We start from the raw sequence: 16,783 nt of genomic DNA, 5'->3' as shown, positions 1-16,783 counted from the left end.
GCCCGCCTCGTGCTCCTTCAGAATGCCGATAATCTGTTCGTCTGTAAAACACTTGCGCTTCATTCCCTGGTCCTCTCAATGGGCCAGAGCTTACTTCAAAATGGATCATTTCAACGGGCAAGGTCAGAGCCAAAAGTGTCTTGCCCGTTCCGGGTGGTCCGACCAAAAGGATGCCCTTTTGGATACAGGCCGTCCATAACGCTCCTTCTCTTTCCAGAATGAAACGAGTTCCTGCAGCTCCGCCTTTGCCTCGTCTCTGCGCCGGCAACGTCTCGAAGGTCACGCCAGTTGCCGCTCAAGATAGACCTTGGCCTTCGACTTGCCGATGCTCCATCTGCATGAGGTCCCTATAAGGGACATCCACGACGTCGCGCGACGCCAACCAAAGCTGAATCGATCTCCAGATAGTGAGCGCGGCAATAGCGTATCCAATTTGGAAGGCTCTCCGACGTTTCATCGCGGTTCTGCCGAGTTAGCACAGATGGTTTTCTCGCACGCGAGGGCGCTTATTTCTTTGACCTTGGTCAAGTTCAGCCGAGGCGCTAAGTCATGCCGCATTCGTTCGGTGCGACAGCAAACTTCATTCTGTTGAGTTCGTCGCGCTCGCGTCTCGGATCAGTTCGTATTTGACTTGCGTCACCCTGAGGTCGCGATACCAGTCGACCAATGCATCCCAGGGGCCCGAAACCTTGTTGAGACCTGCGATGAAGGCTACGACCGTTCCAATCTCGGTCTTGCCTGTTGCGACGTAGTAACCGCCAAGTGCAAATATCCCCGCATAACCGAACTGAAACATGAGGTTCATCAGGAAATTGAGGGAGTACTTGAGCTTGTAGATGCTCATGTTCGTCAAAAACAGCCTCTGGACACGCGCCGCCTGGTGCTGCGGTGCTTTCGGCGAAGAGGTGTGATCGACCATTTCTTCGCTAAGGTGTCGCATCACGGTGATCTTCGTCTTTACACGCTGATTGATGAGGCTTTGCAGGATAGGCACCAGAAGTGCCTGAGGTACGAACACCGCAGCGACTGCGAGCGCCAAGAACGGCTGCAGATACATCATGTAGCTGCCGACGGCCAGGAGCACTCCCGCCTGAAGGATTGGCTCGGAGATACTGGTGCCGACAAATCCGCCGACTGGTTCGGCTTCGGCGAGTACGATCGACATCTCCACCCCCTCAGCTAATGTCGTCAGTTCCTCGAGGTGACGCTCTCGCACGTCCAGAACCGCTGTGCGTAGCCAGCGGATGGCCACTTCGCCGATCCAGCCGCGGTAGATGTTCAAGACGAGTTTAACTCCGCCTTCTGTCATGACAAGCGCGAGGTAGCCAAACACGAGCGCGAGGATGGCGTTGAAGCTGGAGCCTTGCGTCGCGCCGTTGATGATTCTCCTCTGAACCTCCAGCGGCAGGATGCCGACGGCAAAGAGCACGACCGAAAGGAGCACTAAGACCCCCTGATGGCCGCGGCCCATCATGAAGATGAAACCAAGGAGCTTGCGCGGCATGACGTCTTCCTCGCGGGATTTGGCATGCGGCTCCTGCACGTTAGTCGCAGGCGCCCTATCAAAAGTGCTCTCAGCTCTCACCCTGACATCCTCCAAGTCGAGATATCCGATCAGATCCCCGATTGTCTTGCATTGACCCATCGCAATCAGGATCAACCTGCCGACGATTTGACCGGGATCAAGGACATTGGTGAGCAACGGCCTTCCAGCCCCTTGGGAGCGCCCTAGTCCGTTTCAAACCCTTCCGGACGCCGCTCAGGAAGCTGGCGTCTGGATACGCGAGCTTGCAGAGCATCTCGGCTGCGAGCAGCGAGTCGCATACGACGTGCTGCGGTCATCCGCCGCATTCTGCGAACGATCGAGAGCAACCGGTGTTCTGCCCCCACGTTGCGCGTTGTCGCCTTACCTGTGATCGAGTTTCCATGGACGAGCGATAAGGAGTTTCTCCATGGAGACTACGTTGGAGGTTCTCACGACGCGGCGCGGTCGACGTGAGGCGCATCGCCAATGGCCTGACGAGGTCAAGGCGCGGATCGTTTCAGAGAGTGCGCGTCCGGGCGTGACGGTGAACGAGGTGGCGGAACGCTAACTACGAACTGGCAGCGGATCGAACATCCGCTGCCAGAGATGATCCAACGAGTGGTCTGCTTATTTTGCAGGGGCTTTGTAGGCAGATGCGATTTTGCCCGCCTTTTCTTGGGCGGCCTTGAATTCTGCACCCGTGTATGCTCGCACGGTTTTGATATTCGATACTGCTCCCGATGCGCCGACGACAAGAAGTGCGGGGATAAGGTCAACACCGTCGGGGAATTCCGCGATTATCATCCAGTCAGTTTCGCCGGTCGTGACGTAGAAAGAATGCTGTTTCCCGCCTGCTGCTTCCATGATGGCACGGGCCGCCGCTTCCCGGTCCGATGGATCGGCGATCATTCCCTTCGCTGCCGTGGCTGAATAACACCCTGTGATTATGAACAGTGGCATAGGACATCCTCCCTCAACTATTCGGGTAGATCGGGTGATCTGCCGCATATTCAATATCTCACATCTAGGCGTTCGCCGCGATTAGATAAAGCAGAGTAAACCCGGCGTACGTCGTGAAGAAGTCCCGCGCCGCCCTCTTCTCCGTCGAAACATCGACGCCGACGACAAGGATGTCGGCGAAACTGCCGAAGGCCGGGCGCGCCAGCCTTTCTTTCGGCGGCGCGATCCGGATACCAGCCGCGCATTGATCGAGCGCACACAAGGTGTGAGCGGCACATCGGAGACGATCGAGACGCTCAAATGCGTCAGAGTCGTATTCGCGGCCGGAGTAGCCGCGGCTGGTCCTTTGCCGGACATCACCGAAGCGCATACGAGATGCTGACAAGTATTTTGGCAATGTGGCTTCAGTGGTCTTTGGCACGTAAACATTGCCAACACGATCTGCTAAGCGAATATCAGGATCTGCTGCCGCTCAGCGCTGTCGACCACTTCGATTGCGCTCACGTCTCCGTTGCCCATCTGAATCGAGATCTTCCGCGGCTCGTTGATGACGTGCGTTATGCCTTTCACGGAAATTTCGAGAGTGTCCTGCCTGGGCTCGTAGGTCGCGCCCAGCAAGGCGGCGGATTCCAGGAGAACCTGGTCGCCGAGCGCCGCACCGACGACTTCGATCTTGATTCCTCTGCCTTGCACAACCCTATGAAGTCGCGAGAAATAAGGTGCCCATTCGGACTTCGCGAGGACTCTAGCTCCCATTTTCGTTCCTCCTGATTTGCGATCCCGCGGGCAAAATCCCGCTCCCGCAAGAATCGCCTCCGTGGTGCGTGACGTATTGCTAGCCATCGACCCGATTCTTAGGAGAGCAGGGCGGGCGCGCTCGGACGGTGTCCACCCTGCCGCTTCTCAGCTGGCTTTGATCTCGATCTTGCGATCATTCTTCTTTGCGGTGGGGCTCTTCGGAAGCGTTACCTTGAGAATGCCCTTCGCGAAGGCTGCGTTGACCTTGTCGGCCTCGACGACGTCGGGAAGTTGGAACGAGCGCTGGAACGAGCCGTAGCGCCGTTCGGAAACATGATAGGCCTCATCCTTCTCGTCCTTTTCCTCATTCTTCTCGCCCCGGATGGTCAGGACACCGTTTGCGAGCCTGACATCGAGGTTCTTCTCGTCCAATCCGGGGACTTCAGCCGTGACTTCGAAAGCGTCATCCTTTTCAACGATATCGACCGCAGGCGACATGATCCACCCACTCGAGGGCATAGCACGTCCGAAGAACGGCCGAGCGAGTGGACGCCATGACGGTCCGAAGTCGTCGAAGAGACGGTCGATTTCGGTGCGGAGCGATTCGAACGGCGACCAGATGCCGCCCGCAGCCGGCGTGGTCTTCTGTTCTGTCTTAACGGGTATTGTGTCAGGCATGATCATCTCCTGTTCGCCAAGCTGAATCCAAAAATCCCGGATTCCATTCATGTGCTTGAGCTCAACCATTGAGCTACGCCATCGAAACACGACTTTGGTCTCGCTACTTTGATGCGGGTCAAGAACGCCCAAACATTTCCCAGTCGACTGTCAGGCGAATGACTCGCCGGTTCGCGCAGAACCGTCCCTAAATGCGGGCTGTCCAGCTAAAAAGGACAAGCTCGAAAGAGCCCCTCCTCAACGGGAGAGAGGATTCGTGAGATATGCGATACTTTACCTTCCAAGGTGACCCAGCCGTTCCGGACCTTAGCCGTGACGGCGTCCTCTGGACGCGTCGTGCAGTGTGCTCGGCGGTACACCTTCTCGGCGCAGGTGGCGACGTTTCCACTGAGCTTGATCACGCCTCTTTTGGGAGTAACGCCGATGTCGGCAGCATCAGTACTTGGCTCGAATTCCGGCTCGTCGAGTACATATCTTGGCGCAGTGTAACGGTCGTAGAATCGCCTCCTTCCATCTTGTCACGTAGCATTTGCATTGGAGAGCCAAGAGGCAATGCAAATGCATTACTTCCGCGGTTATGGCTCCGACGTTTTGTGGCATTTGCTACATAATTCCGCATCTCAGTGACCTGCTGACGGCGAGGCGACTAAAGAAGCATTAGCTAAGCAGATACAAGCTGCCCGTTGCGAAGGCTTCTTGATCGAAGTTGCGTCGATTGTTTCTTAGTCGTCCTCCTCCTGAAGCTTAGCTTCGATCTCGTGTACGGGCATTTTCGTGAAGTCCTTGGCGATCTCTCCGAATATGGCTCCCTGAGCTCTCACTCCAAGATACTGGCGGAGAATACCGAGCGCGTGTGGAGGAGCGATCAGAAGCAGGCGTTTCATTCCACCGCTTTCGACTTCTGCTTCGATCTTCCGCGCAATTGTTCGCGAGGAACTCCTGTTCCTGCCGCTCGTGAAGGTCGGGGGCCTCGACGGAGCTTCGCATACCGCCGGCGGACGCATAGACTCTTCCCGGACGGTCGGTGCCGGACTCATGTGTCGAAACTCTCTCATTGATCGAGGTGCGGACCTCGACGAGATCGAGATCCTGTGCGTCACCCTCGTTGCGCAGAAAGAGGGCCTTGGATCCATCACATACGAGAAGCCAGTCCTTTGAATGAATTCGTAACCTGTCCATCTTTCTGGTCCTTTTTCGTCGATGTGAATTGTCAAAGTCTGACGTTGAGGCACGCCTTCAACATCGGGTGCACCGAGTTTCGCGCCACTAATACGAGCCTATCGCTGAATTGACGGGGCGAGATTGCCGTGGATCAATGAACGAAAAACTCGGGCATCATACCAATCCATAGGCTTGAAAATGCCTGCAGCCTAATCGACCACTTTGATGAGAAAGCACGCTGTCAAGTTCGAACGGACATGCCGCTCGTGGCGTTCCTCCTTGCATGAAGAACAGGAGCGTCCGGAGCAGCGCCGTCGGCCGCGAGGGGTGCTATGGCTCCTTGTTCACCGGGATAGGAAAAGTGGGATCCGGCTGTCCTTCAGCATCGATTTCGTTACGCCGCCGAAGAGACGCTGTTGAATTCTTGGATGGTTGTAGGCGCCCATAACCACCATGTCGGCTGCCACGTCCGTCGCATGCTGTCGCAAGGCCTCGTCCACGCGACGGCCGCCGCTTGAGATACGGTCGACCTGCGCCTTGACCCCGTGACGAGCGAGAAAGGTTGCGATATCGGATCCGGGCTCTTCGCCGTTCGGGAACCTGGCCGCGACAGGATCTACGAGTGTCACATAAACGGCATCGCAGCCCTGCAGGAATTCCATCGACTGGCGGGTCGCGCGCGCGACCTCGTCGCTCGAATCCCAAGCAACCAACACCGACTTGGGAGCGGCTGCTACGGCCTGCATCCGGGGATTTATGAGGATCGGCGTCGGAGACTGAAACAGGGCTCCGTCGATAACCCGTCTCTGAAGATCTTCATTGCTTGCGGCCTCAGCTCCTACGAGCACTAGATCGGCGTAGAGAGCGCGTTCGGCGATGTCTTCGTCGGCCCAGGCGAACTCTGTGTAGACCTGCTGGACGTCAAAGGACAGTGCCGTCCTTTCCAGGTTTTTTTTAACTGCCTTCGCTTCCTCGGCAAGGCGATCGATTTCTTTCTGCTGCTCTTCCAGCCACATGGTGGAGGCAGCCTCATAGGTTAACGCCGGCACGCCGCCGATAGTGATCATCAGCGCGGTCAAGTGTGCGCCTTGTGCCTCGCAGAATTCGACGGCGGTCTGAATGTCGTTTTCCCAGCGATCGACGCCGAGGATGCACAAAACGGTTTTAATGCTCACTTGACTGCCCTCCTATCAAATCAGCACAAAGTGATTGCCTCCTGCACGACTGTCTTTGATGCTTGTCAAAGTTCAGGCCCAATCGTCGGCCGCCTTGACCTCGGTGAAGTATCGCTCCCAATCACCGATGCGACACCAATGCTCCTCCACGGATGAAGAGGAGGTTAAGGGTCAATTCTCAACCAGACATCCAGAGCGTGCGACGGGTGATCCGCCCGTAGGCGCACCACCCGTCGTTAACGCTATTCGGTGACAGTGAGCGTTGCCTGCATTCCCGCCTCGAAGTGTCCTTTGATGTTGCAGAGGATTAGGTAGGAACCAGGTGTCAGTTTCGCCTTCAGTTGACCATCCGTGCCAGGTTTAAGATCGGAAACTTCGCCGAAGCTCTTCAACTGCTTTTCGTCGACGCGATGCTTCGATCTGATCAACGGGACCTTCTGATCGGGAGACTTGAGCTTCACGAGAACCATCTCGTGTTCTTCCGTCATGGCGTCGTTGTGAACGGCAAAGACCGTATCGCCCGCCTTGATAGTAGATTGGTCGAGCGTAAGTGTCATTGGACCTCCACCCTCGCCGCCTTCGAGAACCTTCACCGTGGTAGCAGCCCACGAGGTATTAGATGTTGAGATCGTCGCGAAAACCGCGAGCGCAAAACAAGTGTACTTCTTCATTACATCCGCCTTTTCTCTACAGCCCGCGCCCACGTATGCTCCGTTTCTGACGGCAGCCTGAACACGATCTGGCAAGGTCGACGCCAAACCTTTCGGCCGTTGCAAGCCTGCGTGCAACCCGAGCTTAGAAGATGCTTCGAAGTCCCCTGGCACTGTCGCGGAGCCAACTTGCGTTTCTAGTTAACCGATTTCAATTCGACCGTAAGCTTGGCGATATTGCCGGTGAACTTGAACGGCACGTGATAGTCGTTGTCGTTGACGCCTGATCGGGTAGAGACCGTATCCGCCGAACGCCCCACCTTCGCTCGGTCCAATGTCCACGTGTGCCGTGATGATATAGGACTTGCTAAGGATGTTCGGGGCATTGCTAGGATCGAGACCCGACACCTCGCCCGCATAGCTGAAGAGGATGCGTCCGGCGGTTGCGCTTGGTCGCGGCGCAAGAGCGCGCTCGAGAACTGAGTGGTCGAGCGGGAACGCGCCGTATTTCTCCGCCTCGACCAGGAAGAGGTGCTGCATGTCGTGCAGCTTCTCGGCATCTTGGCAGCGAGATCCTCGCTCTCCAAATAGTCATTGGCTATGTTGTAGAGCTCCCATTCGTAGCCGTCGACCACGTCCGGCATTTTGGCCTGGCCCATCAGCCAGGGCGGCTGCGGCGGCGGCGTGGCGGCGAGCCAGCCGTCATGGTAGATGGCACGATTTCCGAGCGCTGACACCGCGGCCTCCGGCGCTGCCGGGTATTCGTCGTGGATTTAACGAAAGATGTCCTGCTGTCAGGTCAACGAAACAACGCCTCTGGTTTCGTGCCGCTCTCCTGTGCGCTGGCAGTGGAGACCTTCATCGCACCACCAGGACCGAACAATGTGCATGCTGGATGATCTTTTGCGATACGCTTCCGACAAGCATGCCTTTCAACCGCCCGAGCCCGCGGCTTCCAACGACGATCATGTCTGCGCCGATTTCCTCAGCTACCGCAAGAATTGTTTCGGCATAGTCGCCGGGCTCGACGCGGGTATCAACGCCGCTGACGCCGATGCTTCGGGCACTTTCGGCAGCGTCCTCGGTGATCCGATTGCCCAGGACGGAAACCATCTCTGAGATGCGGCCTTGCGAAGCGCGGAATAACTCGCCCATCGAGGTTGGAATGCGCTCCAACTGCGGCAACGTCACGGCCGATACACGGCGCACGAGATGCTCCGCCTCGGCGAGGTGGCTCGCCTCTTTGGCCCTCAGCCCGTGCAGGATGACGTGAAGGATCGTGAGCCTTGTTCCGAGACTCTTGGCTAGGTTTGCCGCCATCGTCACGGCTTCTCGGGCTTTGTCTGATCCATCGGTTGCGACAAGAACGTGTTTGGTTATGGGACTTTCCTCCATTTGAGCAAAGTCTCGGGTAATTCCACCGCAGCGCATTGACTCTCGTCAAAGAGCTGCTGCGATGGCCATGCGACAAAAACTTGGTTTGCGCTAGATCAATTGATTCTTGGAAGTCCTTCGTTAGGCTGCGGGGACCGGATGCGGTGGGATGCTCAACAGGAAATTCGCAAAATGAACGATGCTCCCTCTGATGTCGGTCCCGGGCGAGCGGCGGCCACTTCAAGCAATGGTGAGCGCCAGCGCGAAGCGCGCTCCTGGGGAGCGATCAGTTACCTGATATTCTTTTCCGCAGGCTTGATCCTACCAATTCTTGTCTTTGCTGTTGCCCTTGCCTGGTTTTATGTTGATGCAGAACGAAATAAAGCAATGGATCGCGCCCGATCAGCCGCACGAGAAATGGCGGCCTCGGTTGATCATTCGCTCTCAGCGCCACGAATTCTTCTGGAGACCCTGGCGACATCGCCTGCACTGCGCGCCGGCGATGTCCGAGGGTTCTATGAGCGCACAAGTGAGACTTATACCGCACTTGGTTATGCTCTTACAGTGACAGTGCCGGGCGAAAGGCGGCCTGTAATGAGTACGTCGGCGCCATGGGGATCCGAGTTGCCGCAATTGGATGAGGTTAGTCAAGCTTACCAAAGGCGCGTCGCTGACTCGAAAATGCCAGCTGTCAGCAATTTGATTCAACGCGATGGCTCATACTTTGTCACCGAATATGTTCCGGTGGTGCGAGAAGGCCAGCCTATTTACATTCTTTCCCTCGATTTGCCTGCCACGCACTTCGTTGCAACCCTGTCGCAGGTGCAGCTTGAGCAGGGATGGTTTGCAGGACTAATTGATGGAGATGACCGTGTCATAGCTCGAACGCAGGCGCACTCTACGTTCGTGGGACGTCGGTCGCCCCCCGAGTGGTCAGCCGCTACGATCGGCCGCAACGGAATGTGGACCGGGCGAAGCCTTAACGGCATGGAAGTCGTTGCCGCCTTCGAGCGATCCCAAGATACTGGCTGGACAGCAGCCGTTACCATGCCGCTTTCGAGCTTGAACGCTCCCTTCCGGAGAGCCTCGATGGTCCTCATCGCCATCGGCAGCGCTTTGATAGCCTTTGCCATTGCCTTTGCAACCTGGACAGGTTCTCGCCTTTCAAAAGCACTTTCAAGCCTGCAAAGCGCTGCGCTGCAACTGACGAGCCATGCCGACGTGTCGCCTGTGCAGACGCCAGTAGAGGAGATAAATCAGGTCGGAAGAGCGCTTTCGACCGCTGCGGCCGAGGCACTTCGACGCGAGGCGCATCTGCGCTCGATCCTCGCGACCGTTCCGAGCGCCATGGTGGTCATCGATAGCCAAGGCACGATCCGCTCCTTCAGCGCGACGGCAGAGAAACTCTTCGGTTACAAAGCGGATGAAGTCACCGGAGGCAATGTGCGCATCCTGATGGCCGAGCCGGACCGCAGCGCCCATGACGGCTACATTGAACACTATCTGAATACGGGCGAGCGGCGGATCATGGGAAAAAGCCGGGTTGTGACAGGACTGAAGAAGGATGGTACGCGTTTGCCCCTCGAGTTGCACGTCGGGGAAGCGGATTTCGAAGGCGAAAAGGTTTTCACCGGCTTTATGAGGGATCAGACGGAAAAGCGGCGTATCGAACAGGAGCTCCGTCAAACCCAGAAAATGGAAGCGATTGGCAAGCTGACCGGCGGTGTCGCGCACGACTTCAACAACCTTCTAACCGTCATCAAGGGCAACCTGGAAATGCTGGAGGCGAAACTGGACGGCCAGCATCCCGAGTTAATGACGGATGCGCAGGAAGCAGCCGACCTCGCCGCGCAACTGACCGCCAGCTTGCTGGCCTTCGGTCGCCAAATGCCGCTCAATCCCGTTCTGTCGGACGCAGGCCAGCTGGTGGCGGCGACGGGGGACCTATTGCGCCGCACCCTTGGTGAAACCATCGAGATCAAGACCAGCATCACAATAGGTTGCCGGATCATCGTTGACGCATCGCAGCTTCAAAATGCATTGCTTAATCTGAGCATCAACGCGCGCGATGCGATGCCTGATGGCGGTATCCTGACAATGGAGGTATCAGAAACGGAGCTCGACCAGGACTACGCTGAAGCCTATTCCGAGGTCCGCCCCGGCCGATACGTCCTGATCATGGTCAGCGACACCGGCACCGGCATGTCCACAGAAGTGAAGGAAAGGGCGTTCGAGCCATTTTTTACAACCAAGCCACAGGAGTCGGGAACCGGACTGGGACTGAGCTCTGTCTATGGCTTTGTCAAGCAATCCGGCGGACATATCGCCCTATACAGCGAAGAAGGCCACGGAACCACCATTCGGATCTATCTCCCGGCAGCGCGGGATGTTCGCGAGATAGGCAATGCCGGCGAGAAACGAAGTAAATCTTCGTTGCCGGAGGGGAAGGGTGAACGGGTCCTCGTAGTCGAGGACGACGATCGCGTGCGGCGCGTCACAGTGGCGCGACTAGAGAAGCTTGGATACAGGGTGGTGGAGGCATCAAACGGTCGAGCGGCGCTCGATCTGCTGGAGCGAGAAAGAGACATCGATCTCCTGTTCACCGATGTGGTCATGCCCGGCGGCATGTCTGGAGCGGAGCTGGCTTTGGAAGTTCGTCAACGTCAGCCCGGGCTTCCAGTGCTGTTCACGTCCGGTTACGCAGACCTGGGGGCGTTCAAGGATATTGACGTCAAGAACGACCAATGGTTGATAAAGCCCTACACTGCGGTCGACCTCGCCAAGCGTCTGGAAGCAATCTTCAGCAACGGACGACGATGAGTCCCGACCCCCATAAGCACACGGACCGTGTTCAGAGATGTTCAGCTCGTCCCGTGAAGAGGTACCCGACGCCACGGATTGATTTAATCAGCGCGCTATCTCCGTCATCCGCTTCGATTTTCCGCCGAAGCCGCGTCACCTGCGCGTCGATGGAGCGATCGAAGACTTCCCACGACCGTCCCCGCGTCTGGTCCATCAGGAAGTCGCGAGTCAATGCGCGGCCGGGGTTCTTGGCAAACACTGCCAGAAGATCGAATTCGCCGGTTGTCAAAGTGATGGTTTTGCCGGCGGGCGTTCTCAGTTCTCGCCTGTTGTGATCAAGGGTCCAGCCATCGAAGCGCGTTATTCCTGCAGCATTCAACGTCTGGGCAGGCCGAACGGCGACCGAGGCCTGGGTCCGCCGCAGAACGCTGCGGACCCGAGCCAAGACCTCACGCAGATTGAACGGCTTGGCAATGTAGTCATCCGCGCCGATTTCGAGACCCACGATCCGGTCCACGTCATCGGCGCGGCCCGAAACGATAATGATTGCTATCTGACGGCTGGCCCGGATCTCACGGGCAAGCGTCAAGCCATCCTCGCCAGGCAGTCCGATGTCGAGCAAGATCAGGTCGATCTTGTCCCGGAGCTGCTGCCGCAACTGAGTTCCATTTTCAGCCTCGCTGACGCGAAATCCCTCTCCTTCGAAATACCGCTTCAGCATCGAGCGGATACGAGGATCGTCATCGACGACCAGAAGATGTGGCGCTGTTGAATTGTCCTCGGCCATGTCGCCCCCGCAATGCCGACCGGAAATTTATAATTCGCCTTCGAATATCGCGCAACTCATCGCAGGTGCATGCGCCGCTATATCGCAGTTTACCTTCCGAGGCGCCTTCGGCACTGAGAAGCCGCCGCCTCCCAACGGGGAAACGGTTTTTAGGCGGCATGCGCGCTTGAGGCCATCGGCAGTTTCGCCCCGGATGACCTAGATCATCGAGAGCGGGAAAGCTTACAGCGTCGTCATGCCTGACGGCGCGGGCTTCAACCCCGGCTACTGGCTCACCGGCGACAAAGCCGACTATCCTGGCATCGCGGACGATCATCGCAACACGCACCATTTTCTAGAAATGTTGAAGCCCGATATGTGGTTCGGGTTCCACACCGAATTCTTTGACATGGAGAGCAAGTATGCTCGCATGTCGAAGGAGGGTGCGGCCGTTTGGGTCGACCCCGAGGGATACCGGCAGTTCATTGCTCTCAAGAAGCGGGACTTCGAGGACGAGGTGGATCTAGAAATGGGAGCCAAGCCGAAAAAGCATTCCGATCTCTAGGCGCCAATTTCTCATTTCGAGCGGACCTGGCTGACTGCTAAGGCCTTAAGCCGACATTGGCAAATTCACAACTTGTAGCGGGAGTTGATTGCCTCAATCAGCGCGCGGCGGTGCGACGTGGAATCGGCTGCCCAATCAGCCTGTGCGGACAACGCTCGTTGGGTGAGCACATCATCCTTGATCACATGTTGAAACCAACGGGCATAATCACCGGTCAAGAGGTGATGGTCCCATGTCTCATCATCGAGAGTGCGCGACAGCGTCACGAACTCCTTCAAGTTTCCAGCCCGATGATTGGCCGCATGGCGTGGGCCGCGGAAGTAGAAGCTATGCCAATCGCCAACGTCACCCGTCGCGTATTTGCCGGCATGACGGTTGTGCCGCTGGGAAGGAGGCCTTGTCATCAGGCGGATCACTTTCTCATCGAGTGTCGGGTGCCATATGAGCTTTTCGTCGGCTGCAGGTTGAGGGAGGGCGCTCGGTGGTCTCACGCCGATGATACGAGCAAAATCAGAAACCATCGCTGCAGCAGTCGTGCCCATCGAGATAAAGACGGTGATGTTCCGTAGGACAGACAAAGGTAACGCCGTTGGCTCAAGCGAAAGCAAAATCGCGCCGGAGCCCACAAGAGGCCCGTCGCAACGGTCTTTTTGTAAAGCCGGCATGACATGATGTGCTTCGTCTATGAGCAGCCAATGAGGTCTTCCCGTCGTTCTCCGGAGTTCGGCCACTGCTGTCAGCAGCACTCCGAACAAACGTTGCCGCTCGCTCAGGTCGAGCGCCTGCGTGTTCACGACGACATTCACGCCCGCGCTGATCAGAAGACGGAGTGCCTCTTGTGTCGCGGGCGGGTCCTTGGTCCCGCCGATAGTCTCGGCATTATCGAGACCTATATAATCGCCCTCGGGGTCAATCACGCAGAATTCATGCTGTCGCGCTGCCATTTCCTCTGTCAGTCGTGTGGCGTAGCTGGATTTTCCGCAGCCGGAATTGCCGACGATAAGAACAAGATCCTCCGGCAGGAGGTACTGCGTGCCATGGCGGAAATCGCCGCCGGCCGGAATACCGCGCTTTCTTTCAGAGATGAGGCCCAGATCCTCGCTCTCGATCCGCCGGACCATCTCGATGACGCCAGCGCCATGGTCGTGCACCGCCACGACGTCCACGGCCTGCTTGATCGCGGGAAGGGCGTTTCCGACCGCAGCAGAGCACCCACAGATCCGAAGGAAACTGTGATCATTTTCAGCATCACCGATACCGACCACGTTGAGCGGAGAAATGTCGAGTTCATCAAGCGCAGCCCGCAAACCCGACGCCTTGTTGACGCTCGTCGGTAGGATCATGATCGCGCCCTTGTTGAAAATGATTTGCAGCTCGAGACCAAGTTCGGTGATGGCCGCAAGTACGGCTCTCTCGTGCGGATGCCATGTCGCGACGACCGCTTTGCCGATTTCGAGCGGTGCGATCCCCCGTTCGGCGAGGCGTTGCACGAGAGCATCCGATGGGGCCGGTGCGAGGATGCGCTCACGATCGTTTTTCGGCTCGTAAAGCACCGCACCGTTCTCGAGAACGACTCTTTCGAAAAGGTCGAGTTCGGGGACCAGATTCTTCAAGTCGTCAAGCCGCCGCCCGGTGACCAGAACGAGTCTCCGACCGGACCGCATCAGACCACGGAGCGCGTCCAGGGTTTCAGGCAAAACAACTCCGTCTTGGGCCAGGGTTCCATCAAAATCTACAGCAAGTGCCAGGAAGTACATAATGCCCTCACGCTGACCATTCTGGGGATACTTCGCCACAACCGAGCCAACGTCATTGATCCACATCAGCCCTTTGGTTACGGCCATCCATACCGCCCCTGAAATCTCCGTCTCTGTTTCCGATCGGCTCAGGGGCAAGCGCGACATTCGCAAACCAGACGGCCCGTGCCTTGATCCGCATCAATGCGATACGTGCCACGCGGAGCTTTCATACATTGCCTCGTGAGGCCGAGTCGTATCGAGCGGCCGCCGAATGAGGCTCGCAGCGCGCGAAAGCCGCCGCCTTCATCCGCCGCTGGGGACGGCGGGGAGGGCGGCGGCACCAGAACACGCGTCCGGTTCCGGCGATGAGGCAATCGGCTGATGGCCAAGAACTGGTTTTTGGCGAGTCGGTAGAGGCGATCGCGCTGTTTACTGAGTGCTGCGGGTGACGATACCGATGCGCGTTCCTATGAAGGTAATTTGCTGCAAGAGTAGGCGATGGTATTGCGTGGATTCGGGGGCGCACGCCTCGGGGCGCCAACGCCGCGGAGTTCAGTCTCCAGGAAACGAAGGCTGGGACCGCTGGCTCGGTACCACCAGTTCATTTACAACCCCGGAAATACCTCGAACGCTTTCAGCGGCAACACGCGCTGCAACCCGCTCCAATTCGCTGTCGACGTCGCCCGTGAGGGTCACCTTGCAATTCGACACGACTACATGAACGCGCTCGGGCTGAAGGTTCAATTCAGAGAGAAGCCGGGTACAGACGGCAAGATGCAACGCCTCGTCGCCCGATGCGGTGCAGTCGGCAGGAGGCGACAACAGCGCTTGCAGGAGGTTGCTGCGGCTGACGATGCCGGCGATCCGGCCGCGGTCGAGAATGGGAACATGCTTGATGCTATTGGCGAGCATGAGATCTGCAATGTGACCAACGGGTGTTTCTGGTTTGGCAGTGATCAACTCGCGGGTCATAACGTCCTTCACACACCAACTCCGCGTCTTTATGTATTCTCGAAGCGCCATTGTTCTGTCGTCACCGGTCTTAAGCCCAGTATTGCTCTTCGCAGATCCAATTCTGCGTAACAGATCACCCTCGGTGACGATACCGATCAGGGTGTCATCTCTGCTTATGACCGGAAGCGCGCCGATCCGGTGTGCGACCATGATTTCGATCGCTCGTCGAATGCTATGGTCGGCTTCGAGAGTCACCACCGTCAACGTCATCACATCTTTCGCAAGCATAACTTTCTCCTGTCAGCGTTCGCCAGTCCTTGTTGCTGCTCAACATCGTGCCGATCGGCAGCCTCTGCATTGATATTGGTCAAGCCTCTGCGATTGGCGGCACCCCTATACGAGGCTTGGGCGGTTGATACGGATCAAGGTCCGCTGCTGCCAGATTGCTATTGTCAGTCGATACTCATTTCGGAGCAGGGGAGACGAAATCATGCAATTCAAAACAGTTCTGGCCGTTGTCGATGCCGACGATTTGCGAGAGGACGTGGAGAGCGCCGTTGCTCTCTGTCAATCGATCGATGCCCATTTGTCAGTGACGGTCGTTGCCATCGACCAGTCCCCGTACGCCGGTAGCTACGGGGAAGCCGCTGTCAACGCGTGGCTTGAGGACCGAGAGAGCACTCTCGCAAATCTCGCCGGGCAAATTGAAGCGGTCAAGGAGATGCTCGGACCGTCCGGTCTATCCTACGAGGTTAATGACCTTTACACGGAGTTCGCTTGGGCCGACGAGGACATTGCGCAACGGGCGCTCTACTCGGATCTAACGCTGATAGGTCAGCAGGCTGCTCGGAACGACGATTTGCGTAGGCGCATCTTGGACGGAGCTCTTTTCCAGTCCTCTGCACCCGTTCTCTTCAATCCAACCAATAAACCAGCGACGCTTGCTTCGCGTTCGATCCTCGTGGCGTGGGACTCAAGACCGGAAGCCGCCCGAGCCGTGCAGCTATCCTTACCGATCTTGCAATCGGCAGCCGAGGTCCATGTGACGCTCGTCGACCCTGTGGCATCCACTGTGGGCAATGGCGAGGAGCCCGGAGCCGACGTCGCCACGTATCTCGCACGGCACGCAGTCAAGGTTACGGTCGATGTTCTGGCGAGCGGTGGCAAGACGGTCGATGAGACCTTGATTCAACATGCCACGGCTGTCGGAGCCGATCTCGTCGTCATGGGCGCCTACAGTCACTCGCGGCTCCGAGAACGGATCTTTGGGGGCGTGACGCAATCGATGCTTGAAAAGACGGAATTGCCGATCTTCTGGGGGCACTGATCGACAATCCAGTGCGGTGCATTGTGCGGGAGGATTGTGCATGAGGGACACGCGCTATCTCCTAGAGACTCTAAAGCCCAGCCAGGTGGACCGTGCTTACCTTTTGATGCAGGCAGTCGTTGATTCAAGATGCCACGGCTGTCAGAGCCGATCTCGTCGTCATGGGCGCCTACAGTCACTCGCGGCTCCGAGAACGCATCTTTGGCGGCGTGACGCAATCGATGCTCGAAAAGACGGAATTTCCGATCTTCTGGGGGCACTGATCGACAATCCAGTGCGGTGCATTGTGCGGGAGGATTGTGCATGAGGGACACGCGCTATCTCCTAGAGACTCTAAAGCCCAGCCAGGTGGACCGTGCTTACCTTTTG

Annotated in this window: 19 protein-coding genes and 1 pseudogene; 6 read left to right on the top strand and 14 right to left on the bottom strand. The window is 57.4% G+C overall.

The features are described 5' to 3' along the window. Together HGP14_RS35340 and HGP14_RS34235 are read right to left on the bottom strand one after the other, a co-directional pair. Positions 1–283 (bottom strand): AAA family ATPase (locus tag HGP14_RS35340; RefSeq protein WP_205927461.1); only part of this gene is annotated, 283 nt, incomplete at its 3' end. 297 nt (positions 284–580) lie between these two features. Further along, positions 581–1,504: an ABC transporter ATP-binding protein gene (locus HGP14_RS34235; RefSeq protein WP_168834231.1), complete on the bottom strand. Its 924-nt coding sequence runs from the start codon at positions 1,502–1,504 to the stop codon at positions 581–583. 448 nt (positions 1,505–1,952) lie between these two features. On the opposite strand from HGP14_RS34235, the gene HGP14_RS34230 reads away from it, so the two are divergent. Further along, positions 1,953–2,093: a transposase gene (locus tag HGP14_RS34230; RefSeq protein WP_168834230.1), complete on the top strand. Its 141-nt coding sequence runs from the start codon at positions 1,953–1,955 to the stop codon at positions 2,091–2,093. A 59-nt stretch (positions 2,094–2,152) separates the two neighbouring features. Here HGP14_RS34230 and HGP14_RS34225 read toward each other — a convergent pair whose 3' ends face one another. After that, the gene (locus HGP14_RS34225; RefSeq protein ID WP_168834197.1) at positions 2,153–2,485 is read right to left on the bottom strand and encodes a GYD domain-containing protein; all 333 of its coding nucleotides are present in this window, start codon (positions 2,483–2,485) and stop codon (positions 2,153–2,155) included. Between the two features lie 113 nt (positions 2,486–2,598). On the opposite strand from HGP14_RS34225, the gene HGP14_RS36395 reads away from it, so the two are divergent. Then, entirely contained in the window at positions 2,599–2,733 is a 135-nt protein-coding gene (locus HGP14_RS36395; RefSeq protein WP_281408158.1) for a hypothetical protein, read from the top strand. 196 nt (positions 2,734–2,929) lie between these two features. Here HGP14_RS36395 and HGP14_RS34220 read toward each other — a convergent pair whose 3' ends face one another. From HGP14_RS34220 to HGP14_RS34190, 8 genes and pseudogenes are all read right to left on the bottom strand, one after another. Then, positions 2,930–3,241, bottom strand: coding sequence for a DUF5335 family protein (locus HGP14_RS34220; protein WP_168834229.1), 312 nt, complete (start codon positions 3,239–3,241; stop codon positions 2,930–2,932). A gap of 147 nt (positions 3,242–3,388) precedes the next feature. Beyond that, complete coding sequence (locus HGP14_RS34215; RefSeq protein WP_168834228.1) at positions 3,389–3,901, bottom strand: Hsp20/alpha crystallin family protein; 513 nt, start codon at positions 3,899–3,901, stop codon at positions 3,389–3,391. A gap of 722 nt (positions 3,902–4,623) precedes the next feature. Next, positions 4,624–4,905, bottom strand: coding sequence for a host attachment protein (locus tag HGP14_RS36390; protein WP_281408157.1), 282 nt, complete (start codon positions 4,903–4,905; stop codon positions 4,624–4,626). Then, a pseudogene (locus HGP14_RS36920) lies at positions 4,844–5,080 on the bottom strand (host attachment protein); the annotation flags it as partial. The gene HGP14_RS36390 and the pseudogene HGP14_RS36920, both read right to left, overlap by 62 nt. A 326-nt stretch (positions 5,081–5,406) precedes the next feature. Continuing rightward, positions 5,407–6,237, bottom strand: coding sequence for a universal stress protein (locus HGP14_RS34205; RefSeq protein WP_168834226.1), 831 nt, complete (start codon positions 6,235–6,237; stop codon positions 5,407–5,409). A 242-nt stretch (positions 6,238–6,479) separates the two neighbouring features. Continuing rightward, on the bottom strand, positions 6,480–6,908 hold the full coding sequence (locus HGP14_RS34200; protein WP_168834225.1) for a plastocyanin/azurin family copper-binding protein: 429 nt from the start codon (positions 6,906–6,908) through the stop codon (positions 6,480–6,482). Between the two features lie 176 nt (positions 6,909–7,084). Next, on the bottom strand, positions 7,085–7,624 hold the full coding sequence (locus HGP14_RS34195; RefSeq protein ID WP_168834224.1) for a hypothetical protein: 540 nt from the start codon (positions 7,622–7,624) through the stop codon (positions 7,085–7,087). 121 nt (positions 7,625–7,745) lie between these two features. Next, positions 7,746–8,282: a universal stress protein gene (locus tag HGP14_RS34190; RefSeq protein WP_205927460.1), complete on the bottom strand. Its 537-nt coding sequence runs from the start codon at positions 8,280–8,282 to the stop codon at positions 7,746–7,748. Positions 8,283–8,453: 171 nt separating this feature from the next. On the opposite strand from HGP14_RS34190, the gene HGP14_RS36915 reads away from it, so the two are divergent. After that, complete coding sequence (locus HGP14_RS36915; protein WP_409527123.1) at positions 8,454–11,081, top strand: PAS domain S-box protein; 2,628 nt, start codon at positions 8,454–8,456, stop codon at positions 11,079–11,081. 31 nt (positions 11,082–11,112) lie between these two features. Here the strand turns inward: HGP14_RS36915 and HGP14_RS34180 are convergent, their stop codons facing one another. Beyond that, a complete protein-coding gene (locus tag HGP14_RS34180) occupies positions 11,113–11,850 on the bottom strand; it encodes a response regulator (protein WP_168834223.1) in 738 nt (245 codons plus the stop codon). Between the two features lie 235 nt (positions 11,851–12,085). Between HGP14_RS34180 and HGP14_RS34175 the strand changes: the two genes are divergently transcribed. Next, the gene (locus HGP14_RS34175; protein WP_168834222.1) at positions 12,086–12,394 is read left to right on the top strand and encodes a hypothetical protein; all 309 of its coding nucleotides are present in this window, start codon (positions 12,086–12,088) and stop codon (positions 12,392–12,394) included. 65 nt (positions 12,395–12,459) lie between these two features. On the opposite strand, the gene HGP14_RS34170 is transcribed toward HGP14_RS34175, so the two are convergent. Next, positions 12,460–14,238, bottom strand: coding sequence for an HAD-IIB family hydrolase (locus HGP14_RS34170; RefSeq protein WP_168834221.1), 1,779 nt, complete (start codon positions 14,236–14,238; stop codon positions 12,460–12,462). A 447-nt stretch (positions 14,239–14,685) separates the two neighbouring features. Further along, positions 14,686–15,375, bottom strand: coding sequence for a CBS domain-containing protein (locus tag HGP14_RS34165; protein WP_168834220.1), 690 nt, complete (start codon positions 15,373–15,375; stop codon positions 14,686–14,688). A 202-nt stretch (positions 15,376–15,577) separates the two neighbouring features. Here HGP14_RS34165 and HGP14_RS34160 point away from each other — a divergent pair, with 202 nt between their 5' ends. Both HGP14_RS34160 and HGP14_RS34155 read left to right on the top strand, forming a co-directional pair. Further along, on the top strand, positions 15,578–16,414 hold the full coding sequence (locus HGP14_RS34160; RefSeq protein ID WP_168834219.1) for a universal stress protein: 837 nt from the start codon (positions 15,578–15,580) through the stop codon (positions 16,412–16,414). Positions 16,415–16,533: 119 nt separating this feature from the next. Next, positions 16,534–16,677: a universal stress protein gene (locus tag HGP14_RS34155; RefSeq protein ID WP_409527122.1), complete on the top strand. Its 144-nt coding sequence runs from the start codon at positions 16,534–16,536 to the stop codon at positions 16,675–16,677. The last annotated feature ends 106 nt before the right edge of the window (positions 16,678–16,783 follow it).

The organism is Rhizobium sp. P32RR-XVIII, assembly GCF_012641395.1.
Taxonomy (GTDB): domain Bacteria; phylum Pseudomonadota; class Alphaproteobacteria; order Rhizobiales; family Rhizobiaceae; genus Rhizobium.
This window is presented reverse-complemented; position numbering and strand designations above follow the sequence as displayed.

Excerpts from the sequence above, each read along its gene's own strand:
- HGP14_RS36390 (WP_281408157.1), bottom strand. The coding sequence starts at position 4,905 with ATGCGTCCGCCGGCGGTATGCGAAGCTCCGTCGAGGCCCCCGACCTTC.
- HGP14_RS34220 (WP_168834229.1), bottom strand. The coding sequence starts at position 3,241 with ATGGGAGCTAGAGTCCTCGCGAAGTCCGAATGGGCACCTTATTTCTCG.
- HGP14_RS34225 (WP_168834197.1), bottom strand. The coding sequence starts at position 2,485 with ATGCCACTGTTCATAATCACAGGGTGTTATTCAGCCACGGCAGCGAAG.
- HGP14_RS34160 (WP_168834219.1), top strand. The coding sequence starts at position 15,578 with ATGCAATTCAAAACAGTTCTGGCCGTTGTCGATGCCGACGATTTGCGA.
- HGP14_RS34175 (WP_168834222.1), top strand. The coding sequence starts at position 12,086 with ATGCCTGACGGCGCGGGCTTCAACCCCGGCTACTGGCTCACCGGCGAC.
- HGP14_RS34165 (WP_168834220.1), bottom strand. The coding sequence starts at position 15,375 with ATGCTTGCGAAAGATGTGATGACGTTGACGGTGGTGACTCTCGAAGCC.
- HGP14_RS34230 (WP_168834230.1), top strand. The coding sequence starts at position 1,953 with ATGGAGACTACGTTGGAGGTTCTCACGACGCGGCGCGGTCGACGTGAG.
- HGP14_RS34215 (WP_168834228.1), bottom strand. The coding sequence starts at position 3,901 with ATGCCTGACACAATACCCGTTAAGACAGAACAGAAGACCACGCCGGCT.
- HGP14_RS34180 (WP_168834223.1), bottom strand. The coding sequence starts at position 11,850 with ATGGCCGAGGACAATTCAACAGCGCCACATCTTCTGGTCGTCGATGAC.
- HGP14_RS34235 (WP_168834231.1), bottom strand. The coding sequence starts at position 1,504 with ATGCCGCGCAAGCTCCTTGGTTTCATCTTCATGATGGGCCGCGGCCAT.
- HGP14_RS34170 (WP_168834221.1), bottom strand. The coding sequence starts at position 14,238 with ATGGCCGTAACCAAAGGGCTGATGTGGATCAATGACGTTGGCTCGGTT.
- HGP14_RS34200 (WP_168834225.1), bottom strand. The coding sequence starts at position 6,908 with ATGAAGAAGTACACTTGTTTTGCGCTCGCGGTTTTCGCGACGATCTCA.
- HGP14_RS36915 (WP_409527123.1), top strand. The coding sequence starts at position 8,454 with ATGAACGATGCTCCCTCTGATGTCGGTCCCGGGCGAGCGGCGGCCACT.
- HGP14_RS34190 (WP_205927460.1), bottom strand. The coding sequence starts at position 8,282 with ATGGAGGAAAGTCCCATAACCAAACACGTTCTTGTCGCAACCGATGGA.